The organism is Nitrosomonas sp. Nm132 (genome assembly GCF_900100485.1).
Taxonomy (GTDB): Bacteria; Pseudomonadota; Gammaproteobacteria; order Burkholderiales; family Nitrosomonadaceae; genus Nitrosomonas.
In genome coordinates this window covers 1-12,971 of sequence record NZ_FNDH01000054.1, presented here as the reverse complement: position 1 = coordinate 12,971, position 12,971 = coordinate 1, and the positions used below count along the sequence as shown (strand labels likewise).

Here is a 12,971-nt window from a genome sequence, read left to right as displayed (position 1 = left end):
GTTATCTTGCCACGATTCACCTAAAGCGTTCTCATCCGCCTTAAGCAAGATCTGGGCATGAAGCCTTTTGTACGCCGCCACTTTTCCTTTGTGCATCAAACTTTCTAAATAAGCTTGTTCTTCTTCGGTTAGCCTCACCATGTATTTCTTTGCCATTGGCCCACTTCCATTCTACGTTGAAGGTCGAGAGTATGGGGAGCTTTAGTCGACATTTCAAGAATGACTGAGTACTAGTTACTTGGAGCGACCAAGGATACTATACTATACTCTGCACGCCGAGCGCATGCATTAACAGCCTAACGCTCTCTTTCCTGCGCTTACTTTTGCTGACTCTGCATCGCCTTATCAGATCGCCAATCATAAATCCCGTAGGCTGATGGATTGTTACCACCGTTCCAGTCACAGTGAAATGAATTTTACAGAAGCTCTCAGTAAAGTCTCAATCAATTAGATAAGAATTTAAGAGGATCAACCGGCTTCCCTCGCTCTCTAATTTCAAAATGAAGCTTCGCAGCATCACTATCCCCTCCTCCCATTTCTGCTATTTTTTGACCCCTCGTTACAATGTCACCTTCACGAACCAGAATCTTGCTATTGTGTCCATAAGCACTCAGGTAAGTATCGTTATGCTTAACAATAATTAATTTGCCATAACCGCGTAATCCACTACCGCTATAAACTACTGTTCCGTCCGCGGATGCTAATACTGACTGACCAGATTTACCAGAAATACTTACGCCTTTAGATTTTTCAGTGTATCTGCTCAGTATCTGCCCGTTTGCTGGCCAGCTCCACTTGATATTCCTATTATTTTTACTTTCTGATTTCTGGGAAACATTTTTGGGAATACTTTCATTTTCAATAGTTTTTTGAGTAACTGGGGCCATTACCACAGCTTCTGCATTGACTGGTGTATTAGTGGGTATATTAGTTGAATTCCGTAATTGAGCTGCCGCCGATTCAGAATATGGTAATTTAACACTTTTGGGCTCAGTTACTAATAAATTAGCAGAGCCTTCCACTTTAGATGGAGGAATTGATGGTGGCAACTCTTTAGCTTCGGAAGGTAAGATTGGCTGAGGAATTGGAAACAGAGTCGGCTGTGCTGTGGTGGACTGCTCAGGCATTACCTGTTCCTGCTGAGAAGACGGTTTCTGCCTAGAAGGGACGGACAAATCAATTTCTTGACCAATCCTAAGAGCATTTGGATCTACTATCCCATTCCATTGCGCCAATTCCCTATAATCAATGCTATGTTTGAGCGCAACTCCATAAAGTGTATCCCCTCTTTGAACAACATAGATTTGCTTACCTGCTGCCTTATCTATTGCTTGATTTAACTTCCTCTGAGACTCAACGACTGGAGCCGGATATGGCGCAATACAACCAATTATTAAAATGCAAGAAAGAAAAAGTAATAAGCCAGATAAAATAGAAAACAACTTCGATCTTACTATTAAGATAGCCATAATGATAACTCCATAAATTTCTAAACCGGCTTTCCTAATCATAATTTCCAGCATCTCTATTTTCCTCCTGCACCGCTTATTTGCTTATAACACCAGATAAAATTGGAACAAATTTCACCTCATCCAGTATAGTCTCAATAAACCCCTGAGGGGTATGCTCTATCACACACAGATTCTGCCTTCGACTTCCTTTTGGATAAACTATTCTACCTCTTATCATCAGTTGCTCAAGAAGTGATTCCGGCACTTGAGTCGTAACAGCTGTCATTATGATGCCGTCAAATGGTCCCGCCTCAGGAAGACCAAGCAATCCATCCGCATGTTTCAAGTAAGCATTGCTAATTCTCAGCTCACGCAAACGTATACGTGTACGCGTAAGCAACGGTCCGATACGTTCAATTGAATATATTTCTTGTGCGAGCTGAGCTAGCACTGCAGTCTGGTATCCGCAGCCGGTACCTATTTCAAGTACCTTACCTAGACTTAAATTCGCACGAAGAAGCTCGGTCATTCTTGCTACAGTCCAAGGACTTGAAATTGTTTGGCCAAAATTAATTGGCAATGCCACGTCATCATAAGCTCTGGATGCTAGCGCCTCTTCAATAAAAAGATGCCGAGGGACAGTGTTCATTACAGCCAGCACTCTTTCATCCATGATGCCTTGTTCACGCAAACGCTCAACCATTCGCATCCGCGTTCGCTGTGATGTCATGCCAATACCTGAATGGCGCACGCTCACAAATCAATATCTCCCGTCATATTTTTCTCCAAAACACAGAGTCAGCATGATAACTCCAACCAATCTTTTAGATATCCTGTTTGATCATATCGAGTGAGATCTATTTGCAATGGAGTCACTGATACACGGTTATTTTGAACTGAGAAAAAATCTGTTCCCTCTCCAGCATCTTGCGCAGCACCTGCGGCACCTATCCAATAAACAGTCTGCCCTCGTGGGCTGAGCGACTTAATTACTGATTCAGCCTTGTGGCGACGTCCTAGGCGCGTTACTTCCATTCCTTGTAACTGCTCCTGGGGGATATCAGGCACATTGACATTCAGCAGAATAGGCACGTGAAATTTTTTCTCTATGAATCGCTTCACTAAATTCAATATAACATGCGCTGCAGTTGAGAAATTACCATCAGAAGCACTCACGAGAGATACAGCAATTGAGGGTATACCCAGGAGAAACCCTTCGGTAGCAGCTGCAACAGTACCAGAATAAATTGTGTCATCTCCCATATTAGCGCCATCATTAATACCAGAGATGATCATATCCGGCAAATTATCCAGCATACCGGTCACTGCCAGATGAACACAATCTGTCGGTGTGCCATTAACATAATAAAAGCCATTATGTGACTTGTGCAAACTAAGCGGACGATCAAGTGTTAAAGAGTTACTCGCACCGCTGCGATCACGTTCCGGGGCTACTACAATTATATCAGCTATACTGGAAAGGGTTTTGGCGAGACACGCAAGACCTGGCGCAAAATACCCATCGTCATTACTGAGCAATATGCGCATTTGAATTAATTTTCTGGAAATTAATGAGAAGTCAAAATATTATATTTGAATCTAATTACCAATCATTTTTTATAAAAGATTCAAATTTGCTAGCTAACTAAATTAAAATCTAATTTTATGAGCATACACTACATTATCTATTTAAGTAATAAACTCATTATATACTGTAAAACTAATTGGTCGGGGCGAGAGGATTTGAACCTCCGACCACTTGCACCCCATGCAAGTACGCTACCAGGCTGCGCTACGCCCCGACGACTTCAATTATAACAAATACACGCTCCAACATTAGTATCGTTCGCAAAACAAGTCAAGAAAGGAATCCCGATACCACTCTCTCGATTTCATTCTAAAAATATACATATCTTTGAATATGAAGTTTTAGTAGATCTAGCAAAAATTGACGCAGACTCAAATTACAAATGATTACGCACACCATTTATAGTAAATCCCTATTCATGAAGTAATTCACGTATACATCGAATAAGTAATACCTTCTGGATCATAGCGCTGATTTCCCTGTCGCTTAATTGATTCCTTTCAACTGCGTAAATTCCTGATCCTACTACTGCAAAATAGGGGGTTGATCCCATATATTTCACTTACTCCAATTCTCAATAGAAAGAGGAACAATTATATTAGTATAACTTCTTAAATACAGACAGTTACGTATTAAATATATTTACGTTTCTATCGAGAATTGGAATTACTTCCCAATTGGGGAATATCGTTTTGCTAGTATGGAAAGGAAGATACTATTTGGCTTCATGCTTTCCCTGATAGTTCTTCTCCACCATTGATTTAAGTTTCTGGCTAGCATGAAAAGTAACTACACGACGCGCTGAGATGGGAATTTCTTCACCTGTTTTGGGATTGCGTCCAGGGCGCTGGGGCTTGGTACGTAATTGAAAATTACCAAAGCCAGAAAGCTTGACTCCTTCCCCTTTTTGAAGGGCCACACGCAATTCCTCATAAAAGGATTCCACTACTCCTTTTGCTTCACGCTTATTAAGCCCTACATTCTCAAACAACAGATCGGCCAATTCCGCTTTTGTTAACGCCATGTTTACCCCACCTATATGAACAAATCTTAGCTCGTAAACAAAATACAAGATTCCATAATACTCATAGACAAAATTTATTAAGAAAAAAATAAAAATATATTATCTATGTGACTCATGTACTTCACTGCTTAAAATTCTCTTATCAAAGATAGATTAATGAAACTCTTAAAACTTAAGAGAGATGGACATTAATATTGATATCAATAAAAAATCCATACGGAGAAAATACTAAGAATGTTCCTCAGCAACCAAGTCGATAGAATATACATATCATATTCTTACCCGGTGTAAAATTATCCCCGTAGCTTAGCATTATATTTGGATTCTAATATGCTGATTAATTTTGCAATTGCTTCATCCACTTCCTTATCAACTAAGGTTTTTTCACTATCTTGTAATAAAATACGAAAGGCAAGACTCTTCTTGCCAGATTCCATTCCTTTCCCACTATAAATATCAAAAAGATGAATTTCAGAAATGATAACTGCTTTCTCAGCATTCATACTTTCTAGCAACATCTGAGCGCTTATATGATTAGCTACTACAATAGCGATATCACGCCGTACAGGAGGGAACTTGGAAAGTTTTTTAACTTTCGGCAATGCTCTCACAGATAAAGAATCAATATGCAACTCAAATAATATCGCAGGCTTGGGCAAATCATACTTTCTCTGCAGGCGAGGATGCATTTCCCCTAACCACCCCACAACTTTATCATTTTTATAAATTTGCGCTGATTTTCCTGGATGTAAGGTTGGATGAGAGAATTTCTCAAATCTCGCCTGCTCCGGCCAGAATAGAGACTCCACATCCATCTTGACATCAAAAAAATCAATATTTCTAGCAACTTGCCCCCATTGCTCTGGCACCACATCTCCATAACAAAGACCTGCAATATTCTCGGTTTGCTGATAATTACCTTCATTATTGGTAAAACAACACCCGATTTCAAATATTCGAACTCTATTCTGCTTATGATTAAGATTAAATTGCAAGTTAGCAACTAACCCGCCAATCAGACTACTACGCATCACACTCATTTGACTAGCAATAGGGTTTTTCAATACCACTGGCGAAAGATTATTCACAAAATCTAATTCCCAATTAGCATCTACAAACGCATAGTTGATTACCTCCCGATAGTCCCGACTTATCAGAATATGTTTTAATCGGGCTGGAGAGAGATTAATTACTTCAGACTCGGAAAGCATGGACATTATTGGGCGAGGCAAACTTGCAGGAATATGATCATACCCATAAATGCGCGCCACTTCTTCAATAAAATCTTCTTCTATCGCTAGATCAAAACGATAAGGTGGAGGTGTAACATGAAATACCTCATCATCAATAAAAAAATTGAATCTCAAGCGTGCAAAAATTTCTGAAATTTGCCTGCTTTCCATACCAATTCCCAGTAACCGTTTTATACGCTCCAGACGAACCTTAACAACATTACGTTTTGGTAATATATTCTTAACCTCAGTAATTGGGCCAGCTTTACCACCACATATACTTAGAATTAAATTAGTCGCTCGCTCTAAAGCATCTCGTGTCGCAGCAAAATTAACTCCTCGCTCAAAGCGATGCGCAGAATCTGAGCTGAATCCCAAGCGAAATGTTTTGCCGCTTATTACTTCTGGAGAAAAAAACGCGCTTTCCAAAAATACATCTGTTGTTTCTAGCTGTACACTGCTTCGAATCCCCCCCATGATTCCAGCCAATGCTAAAGGTTCAGTCTCATCAGAAATTACCAGCATATCCGACTGTAATTCAAGGTTTTCTCCATTTAGCAATTCCAAATACTCACCTGTTTTTGCATAACGCACATAAATTTTTCCTGAATACTCACTCCCAACCCTTGCCAAATCAAACGCGTGCATTGGCTGACCCATTTCGAGCATCACGTAATTGAGGATATCTACCACCACATTAATTGCGCGTATTCCGCCTCGCTCCAAACGATGAACCATCCACAGAGGCGTGGAGACATCAAGCGATACTTCGCGCACCACTCTTCCACAATAAAGTGGGCACATCTCAGGTTTATCTACGCATACTATTATAGTATCGGTGATTTCGCTCTTAGCTGACTCAATTTCCGGTAAAACAAAATCTGTAGCAGTAATTGCTGCCACCTCTCGGGCCACACCGAATACACCGAGGCAATCTGCACGATTAGGTGTAAGTTTAAGTATGAAAACCCGATCATCAAGCGCATAAAAGTCCCTAAAATTCATACCATTTGGTGCATTTTCAGGCAGCAAAAGTAATCCATCCGCATTTTCACTCAGCCCTAATTCCTTTGCAGAACACAACATACCAAACGACTCCACACCACGCAATTTACTTTGCTTGATAACAAAGTCAGGTAAATGAGCGTCAACCAAAGCACAAGGTACTTTTACTCCAACATCAACATTTGGCGCACCACAAACAACTTGAAGCAGTTTACTGCCAGCCATCCCTACATCTACCTGACATACATTCAGTCGGTCTGCATTCGGGTGTTTTTGCATAGATACCACTTCGGCTACGACCACCTTATCAAAAGATGGCGCCACGGCCTCCACACTCTCCACCTCTAGACCCGCCATCGTTAGAGCTTGCGCCAGCTCATTACTCGAACAGGATGGATTTACAAGTGTGCGAAGCCAATTCTCAGAAAATCTCATGGCAATAATCTACAAATAAGATATGTACGAACGAAAAAATTTATTTAATTAAATTGCTCTAAGAAATGTAAATCATTTTCAAAAAATAGCCGTAAATCATTTACCTCATATCGTAGCATCGCCAACCGTTCTACTCCCAGGCCAAAGGCCAAGGCGGTATATTTCTCATTATCTATACCGCCATGCCTCAAAACATTCGGGTGCACCATGCCACAACCCAGCACCTCCAGCCATCCTGTATTACCACATACTCGACAGCCCTTTCCATCACACATGACACAACCGATATCCATTTCTGCAGAAGGTTCTGTAAACGGAAAAAACGAAGGTCGGAAGCGTATGGGCAGATCCTCACGCTCAAAAAATTTCTGCATAAAGTCTATCAATACACCTTTCAAAGCCGAGAAATTAACATTATCATCCACCCACAATCCCTCCACTTGATGAAACATAGGTGTATGCGTTACATCAGAGTCACAGCGATATACGCGCCCCGGTGCAATTACTTTTAGGGGTGGTCGATGATCTTTCATATAACGGATTTGAACTGGTGATGTATGAGTACGCAACAAATTCACACTATCCACATAAAAAGTGTCGTGCATTGCACGAGCTGGATGATCTTCAGGAATATTAAGCGCAGTAAAATTATAAAAATCAGTCTCAATTTCTGGACCTGAAGCAACAGTAAAACCAATCGAGCGAAATAGCGATTCAATGCGCGCCAACACTCGCGATATTGGGTGTAGACCACCCGCACCCGATCCTCGTCCTGGTAACGTCACATCTAATGTCTCTCCTTCCAGCTGCGCTATCATTTTCTGTTCTTCAATAATTTTCTGGCGTCGATCAAGCGCTTCTTCCAACGATTTTTTAGCCTGATTGATCAGATTACCCATAGCTGGACGATCAGCCTGTGGTAGCATACCTAATCCTCTAAGTAATTTAGTCAACTCTCCTTCTTTACCCAGATAGCGAGCCTTGATTTGCTCAAGTTCAGTTGCATTCTCTACCTTATCCAAAAGAATAACCGCTTCACTTACTAGATTTTCTAGGTTCTTCATAAAAAGCAATACGTTAAATCATGCAAGAAAAAGGGAGACCAAGTTTTCTTATCCTTGATCTCCCTTCACTTATTATTATCAACTAAATTATAGCGCTAGGCTTGTTCTAGCCCTTTCTACTATCTTCTCGAAGGCAGCTTTATCAAATACAGCAAGATCGGCCAGCACCTTTCTATCCAATTCAATACCAGCTTTTTTTATACCATTCATAAAATTGCTGTATGACAATCCAAACTCTCGTGCAGCTGCATTAATACGAGCAATCCATAAAACACGAAATTGACGTTTCCGTTGACGGCGATCGCGGTACGCATACTGGCCTGCTTTCATTACAGCTTCTTTCGCTACGCGATATACATTATTACGACGGCCGCGATATCCCTTGGCCAGTTTAAGTATTTTTTTATGGCGCGCATGAGCTGTTACACCACGCTTTACTCTTGGCATTACAAACCTCCTTATGCGTAAGGTAACATAGCACGCACCGATGCTATATCACTCGAATGAACACTAGCAGTTCCACGCAACTGCCTTTTGTTTTTGGTAGTTTTCTTGGTTAGAATATGCCGCTTAAATGCTTGGGATCGTTTAATATTACCACTAGCCCTCACTTTAAAGCGCTTAGCGGCACTTTTTTTTGTCTTCATTTTAGGCATGACTTAACTCCTATTTTATTAATATGGCTCGAGGTGTTTCTATTTAGTTTGAAAGCTTTTAAACCCAGAACCACTTATTTTTATAAATTCTAAAATTAATATACTCTATCTATTCACGTAATAAGAGTGATTAGCATACTCACGAAGTTATTATAGCTGTAGAAATCTTATCCTCTTGCTTTAATTCTTTCGATTTACTTTTTTTTACTTCTTTCTTTTTAGGTGACAATACCATCACCATTTGCCTACCCTCTAGCCTGGGAAATTGCTCTACTATTGCATGTAATTCAAGGTCATCTCTTACTCGCTCCAAAAGACGCACACCAAACTCTTGGTGTGCCATCTCACGCCCTCTAAATCGCAGGGTAACCTTTACCTTGTCACCCTCGTCCAGAAAGCTAATCAAATTACGCAATTTGATGTTGTAATCACCCTCATCAGTATTGGGTCGAAATTTAATTTCTTTGATTTGGATCTGCTTCTGCTTAAGCTTTGCATCATGCTTCTTTTTACTTTCTTGATAGCAGTACTTCCCATAATCCATCAAGCGACACACTGGCGGCTGAGCTCCTGGCGCAATCTCAACTAGATCCACACTGATTTCTTCAGCAAGAGCATTAGCAGCAGCAAGCGAAACGACACCGATTTGCTCCCCATCTATACCGATTAACCGTACTTCTGGTGCACTAATTTCCTCATTTATACGCACATTTTTTTCCTGGCTTATGGCGATTCCTCCGAAGTATATAAAAAATCAACTTACCTTTTCTAAAATTTCTACTTTTAGACGATCAATCAACATCTGCAAAGGCATTTGACCAAGATCAATATTTGATCTACTGCGTACAGAAACTATATTATCCTTTACTTCAGCATCTCCTACAATTATCTGATAAGGTAGTTTCTGTAAACTATGCTCCCGGATTTTATAGTTTATTTTCTCATTTCTCAAGTCTGAATCTGCACGAATACCATGAAACTTAAGTTCATTCACCACACCTCGAGCATAATCTATGTGGTTCTTAGAAATATTCAGGACTACTACCTGAACAGGAGAAAGCCATATAGGAAGTATGCCCGCATGATTCTCAATAAGAATACCGATAAATCGTTCCAATGAACCTAAAATTGCACGATGTAGCATGACTGGTGTTTTTCTTAGATTATCTTCAGAAACATAAACCGCACCTAACCTATCTGGCATCGAAAAATCTAACTGCAGTGTGCCACATTGCCACACACGCCCAATACTATCTTTTAACGAAAACTCAATTTTAGGACCATAAAAAGCACCCTCCCCTGGTTGTAGCTCCCAATCAAGCTGCTTCTGATTTAATGCTGAACGCAGTGCCAACTCTGCCTTATCCCACTGCTCTTCTGTTCCCACCCTCTTTTGGGGACGGGTAGAAAGTTTAACTAAAACTTCATGGAAGCCAAAATCTTTATAAACACGCTGCAACAAATCAATAAATTGCATAACTTCATCTTGCACACACTCCTCTGCACAAAAAATATGCGCATCATCCTGGGTAAAGGCCCGTACGCGCATGAGACCGTGTAAAGCCCCTGATGCTTCATTTCGGTGACATGATCCAAATTCGGCAAGACGAAGAGGCAAATCCCGATAACTTCTAAGCCTCTGATTGAATACCTGTACATGACCTGGGCAATTCATAGGTTTGATGGCAAAATATCGCTCTTCAGATTCTGTAACAAACATATTCTCACGGAAATTTTCCCAGTGACCAGAATGTTCCCATAATATTTTATCAATGACCTGGGGGGTACGAATTTCCAAGTAACCACTCTGGTTTAGTATTTGGCGCATATACTGCTCGATTTGCTGCCAGAGAGTCCAACCCTTGGGATGCCAAAAGATCATACCTGGCGCCTCTTCTTGCATATGAAACAAATCTAATTGTTTACCTAGTTTCCGATGATCACGCTTTTCGGCCTCCTCTAAGCGCCGTAAATATGCTTCCTGATCTTCCTTTCTTGCCCAAGCTGTTCCATATATCCTTTGCAGCATCTCATTATGAGAATCACCTCTCCAATACGCACCTGCTACTTTCATCAACTTGAAAACCTTGAGCTTGGATGTAGATGGCACATGCGGACCACGACACAAATCAGTAAAATCACCTTGCGAATAAAGTGAAATAGCCTCACCCTCAGGTATCGCCTCAATTAATTGAGCTTTGTAATGCTCCCCTTGATTCTTGAAAAAATTTATAGCAGCGGAGCGATCCCACTCACTTCGCTCAACCTTTAAATCCCGCCTGCTAATGTCCATCATTCTTTTTTCTATTGCAGCAAGATCTTCTGGTGTAAATGGGCGTTTATGTGAGAAATCATAATAAAAGCCATCTTCTATGACAGGACCGATGGTTACTTGTACCTCTGGAAACAATTCCTTAACAGCATGTGCTAATAAATGCGCACTCGAATGCCGAATGATCTCTAGACCTTCAGCATCTTTCTCCGTAAGAAGCATGAGATCACTATCTGTTTCGATATGATTAGATAAATCAACAATTTTACCATTAACTTTTCCTGCTAATGCTGAGCGCGCAAGACCAGCACCAATCGATTCTGCAACTTCCAAAACAGTCACTGGACGATCAAATATCCTTTTCGAACCATCTGGTAAGCGTATAACAGTCACTGATTTTTCCTTCTAGTTAAGTAAATATAAATATTTAAGTAATTTATTTTTACTCTGTACAGAGTAAAAGATAATGAACAGTCAGAAACATAGCAAAAAATTAGTTGTAAGAATTAATCAGGCTATTTACAGCCTGATGTATAAACAAGCTAAAGATATTTCATAAGAGGTAGCGTTATTCAAACCGTTGCGAGGTTTAGCAGCATTATACAAGTTAATGGAGTGCATCAGCTCAACATGCTGATGGTACGTATTCTTGCAGTTGTTAGCAATTCGAGGAAGGTACGAATAATACGCTCAGCGTTGCTATTGATTTAGGGCCGGCCTATCAGCGCGGATCAATCTCCAGCCTTAATAAATGTGTGATGGCTGGTGCCTGTGTACTCCTTACCACCATACCTTGGTTTAAGTAAATCATAACTAGGCAAATAACTGTCGCCGCGAGGAAGCGAGCAGCGCTGCCCTGAGTTTTGTCCGATCAGAATAGCAGCACCCAATTCTCGGGAGAAGTCATCAGTGGTCACAGCAGGTATGCCCTAGGTTGGAATGGTGATAGTCCTTTACGCAGCAGCAAGCGTCTGGGGTTAAAATGAGCCAGCTCACCAGGATCGGATTTGTTATTGCTGACATGCCCTGCACTCCTGGACGGCCTTCTCCACTTTAACAAGCCTTTTTTGAGCGTAGCGCAGCGGACGGAAGCGTTTATTCGCACCGTCACATAAGCTATAATTTCTCGTAGGTGCACCCGTTTAAGGATCTGATAAATAAATCACGCTTCTCGGCTGAGCTGGCGCCGTTCTGCCAGATGGGTAATCTTCCAATGCAACGTTTACTAAAACTACCAGGTCTTCTTTCGATCATCCAACAAGGTTAATCGGCTACGTTTATGAATGCTCATTTACAGCATTCTCCTGAACACTGTCAACAACGCTAGAAATTCTTACAAATTACCTAAGCCATTCACCCTGTTTTTCAAGCCCCAACAAAGAAACCCGCGCCAAATTATATCTGCGCGGGTTTCGCTCGAAACAAAAAGGTTTAAATCTTCAATCTCTCCGAGTTCAAGCTAAATTAATCGACATCTTCATCAGTGGAGTCTTCTTCGTCAGAGTTTTCCGCTTTACTTTCTTCACCATTTTCATCATCTTCAGCGTCTTCCTCCTCACCATCTTCATCCTCGCCTTCCTCTGGCTTCAACACCATCTTGCCAGCAGCTAGACTCGCATTCAAATCAGTCATCGGCACTTCCTCATGCACTAGATTCTGATGACAATCTATACAAGTCGCACCTTCAGTTTGCATTTTCTTGTGCTCAGTTTGAGCACTTTCTCCCGGCGGCTGGGGATCTTTATGACATGTTCTGCAGGTGATGCTGTCCCATTTCTTGAGATTCAGGCGTGCATCATGCGCCATGATCAGCCTACGCTCATTGAATTTCTCCAGCGTAGAATAATCATTAACCAGTTCCAGGTAAAGTTCTCTCGCACCATCCACAACATGCGTGGCGACTGCCAAGTGGAAATTCTCAATACCTTGCGGAATATGGCAATCCTTACATCCAGGATTAACGCCTAATGCTCCATAGTGCGAGGATTTTTTCAATTCTTCTTGCGGGTAAGTCATCGAGTGGCAGCTAGTACAGAATCCTTCAGTGGAAAGCGCGGCTTCCCCTCCGAATACTACTGCTAGCAATACTACTCCCAGTAATGACCCAATCAATAAACTGCCAATTGATCCTTTTTGTAGTGCAGTCATCACTCTTTTCCTTTTTTATCGTCTTTTTTAGCTACTTTAGCACTAGCCTGGAATTCATCATGAAACTTAAATTTAGGCTCACCCGCAAAAGTGCCA

12 protein-coding genes, 1 tRNA gene and 1 pseudogene are annotated in these 12,971 nt (G+C 41.1%); all 14 read right to left on the bottom strand.

Annotation, left to right across the window (positions count from 1 at the left end; genetic code table 11):
- Positions 1 to 443 precede the first annotated feature (443 nt).
- Positions 444 to 1,523 carry a peptidoglycan DD-metalloendopeptidase family protein gene (locus BLP80_RS13080; RefSeq protein WP_256325104.1) on the bottom strand — a complete coding sequence of 360 codons (1,080 nt, stop codon included), beginning with the start codon at positions 1,521 to 1,523 and terminating at the stop codon, positions 444 to 446.
- A 22-nt stretch (positions 1,524 to 1,545) separates the two neighbouring features.
- Entirely contained in the window at positions 1,546 to 2,208 is a 663-nt protein-coding gene (locus BLP80_RS13075; protein ID WP_090543942.1) for a protein-L-isoaspartate(D-aspartate) O-methyltransferase, read from the bottom strand.
- Positions 2,209 to 2,249: 41 nt separating this feature from the next.
- Complete coding sequence (gene surE / locus BLP80_RS13070; protein WP_090543940.1) at positions 2,250 to 2,999, bottom strand: 5'/3'-nucleotidase SurE; 750 nt, start codon at positions 2,997 to 2,999, stop codon at positions 2,250 to 2,252.
- 177 nt (positions 3,000 to 3,176) lie between these two features.
- Positions 3,177 to 3,253: transfer RNA gene (locus tag BLP80_RS13065), tRNA-Pro, on the bottom strand.
- Between the two features lie 501 nt (positions 3,254 to 3,754).
- The gene (locus tag BLP80_RS13060; protein ID WP_090543938.1) at positions 3,755 to 4,063 is read right to left on the bottom strand and encodes an integration host factor subunit alpha; all 309 of its coding nucleotides are present in this window, start codon (positions 4,061 to 4,063) and stop codon (positions 3,755 to 3,757) included.
- Positions 4,064 to 4,356: 293 nt separating this feature from the next.
- On the bottom strand, positions 4,357 to 6,735 hold the full coding sequence (gene pheT, locus BLP80_RS13055) for a phenylalanine--tRNA ligase subunit beta (RefSeq protein ID WP_090543936.1): 2,379 nt from the start codon (positions 6,733 to 6,735) through the stop codon (positions 4,357 to 4,359).
- Between the two features lie 44 nt (positions 6,736 to 6,779).
- Complete coding sequence (gene pheS / locus BLP80_RS13050; RefSeq protein ID WP_090543934.1) at positions 6,780 to 7,799, bottom strand: phenylalanine--tRNA ligase subunit alpha; 1,020 nt, start codon at positions 7,797 to 7,799, stop codon at positions 6,780 to 6,782.
- A gap of 87 nt (positions 7,800 to 7,886) precedes the next feature.
- Positions 7,887 to 8,246, bottom strand: coding sequence for a 50S ribosomal protein L20 (gene rplT / locus BLP80_RS13045; protein WP_090543933.1), 360 nt, complete (start codon positions 8,244 to 8,246; stop codon positions 7,887 to 7,889).
- A gap of 11 nt (positions 8,247 to 8,257) precedes the next feature.
- Complete coding sequence (gene rpmI / locus BLP80_RS13040; protein WP_090543931.1) at positions 8,258 to 8,455, bottom strand: 50S ribosomal protein L35; 198 nt, start codon at positions 8,453 to 8,455, stop codon at positions 8,258 to 8,260.
- Positions 8,456 to 8,594: 139 nt separating this feature from the next.
- Positions 8,595 to 9,188, bottom strand: coding sequence for a translation initiation factor IF-3 (infC, locus tag BLP80_RS13035; RefSeq protein WP_090543929.1), 594 nt, complete (start codon positions 9,186 to 9,188; stop codon positions 8,595 to 8,597).
- 21 nt (positions 9,189 to 9,209) lie between these two features.
- On the bottom strand, positions 9,210 to 11,120 hold the full coding sequence (thrS, locus tag BLP80_RS13030) for a threonine--tRNA ligase (protein ID WP_090543927.1): 1,911 nt from the start codon (positions 11,118 to 11,120) through the stop codon (positions 9,210 to 9,212).
- Positions 11,121 to 11,458: 338 nt separating this feature from the next.
- Positions 11,459 to 11,644 carry a hypothetical protein gene (locus BLP80_RS15320; RefSeq protein ID WP_143002298.1) on the bottom strand — a complete coding sequence of 62 codons (186 nt, stop codon included), beginning with the start codon at positions 11,642 to 11,644 and terminating at the stop codon, positions 11,459 to 11,461.
- A gap of 547 nt (positions 11,645 to 12,191) precedes the next feature.
- Entirely contained in the window at positions 12,192 to 12,875 is a 684-nt protein-coding gene (locus tag BLP80_RS13025) for a NapC/NirT family cytochrome c (RefSeq protein WP_090543926.1), read from the bottom strand.
- Positions 12,875 to 12,971: pseudogene (locus BLP80_RS15315) on the bottom strand (cytochrome C554); the annotation flags it as partial. The pseudogene BLP80_RS15315 and the gene BLP80_RS13025, both read right to left, overlap by 1 nt.

What these genes read in the sequence shown, in the direction of transcription:
- surE (WP_090543940.1), bottom strand. Translation starts at nt 2,999, where the DNA reads ATGCGCATATTGCTCAGTAATGACGATGGGTATTTTGCGCCAGGTCTT.
- BLP80_RS13060 (WP_090543938.1), bottom strand. Translation starts at nt 4,063, where the DNA reads ATGGCGTTAACAAAAGCGGAATTGGCCGATCTGTTGTTTGAGAATGTA.
- rpmI (WP_090543931.1), bottom strand. Translation starts at nt 8,455, where the DNA reads ATGCCTAAAATGAAGACAAAAAAAAGTGCCGCTAAGCGCTTTAAAGTG.
- pheS (WP_090543934.1), bottom strand. Translation starts at nt 7,799, where the DNA reads ATGAAGAACCTAGAAAATCTAGTAAGTGAAGCGGTTATTCTTTTGGAT.
- BLP80_RS13025 (WP_090543926.1), bottom strand. Translation starts at nt 12,875, where the DNA reads ATGACTGCACTACAAAAAGGATCAATTGGCAGTTTATTGATTGGGTCA.
- BLP80_RS13080 (WP_256325104.1), bottom strand. Translation starts at nt 1,523, where the DNA reads ATGCTGGAAATTATGATTAGGAAAGCCGGTTTAGAAATTTATGGAGTT.
- pheT (WP_090543936.1), bottom strand. Translation starts at nt 6,735, where the DNA reads ATGAGATTTTCTGAGAATTGGCTTCGCACACTTGTAAATCCATCCTGT.
- rplT (WP_090543933.1), bottom strand. Translation starts at nt 8,246, where the DNA reads ATGCCAAGAGTAAAGCGTGGTGTAACAGCTCATGCGCGCCATAAAAAA.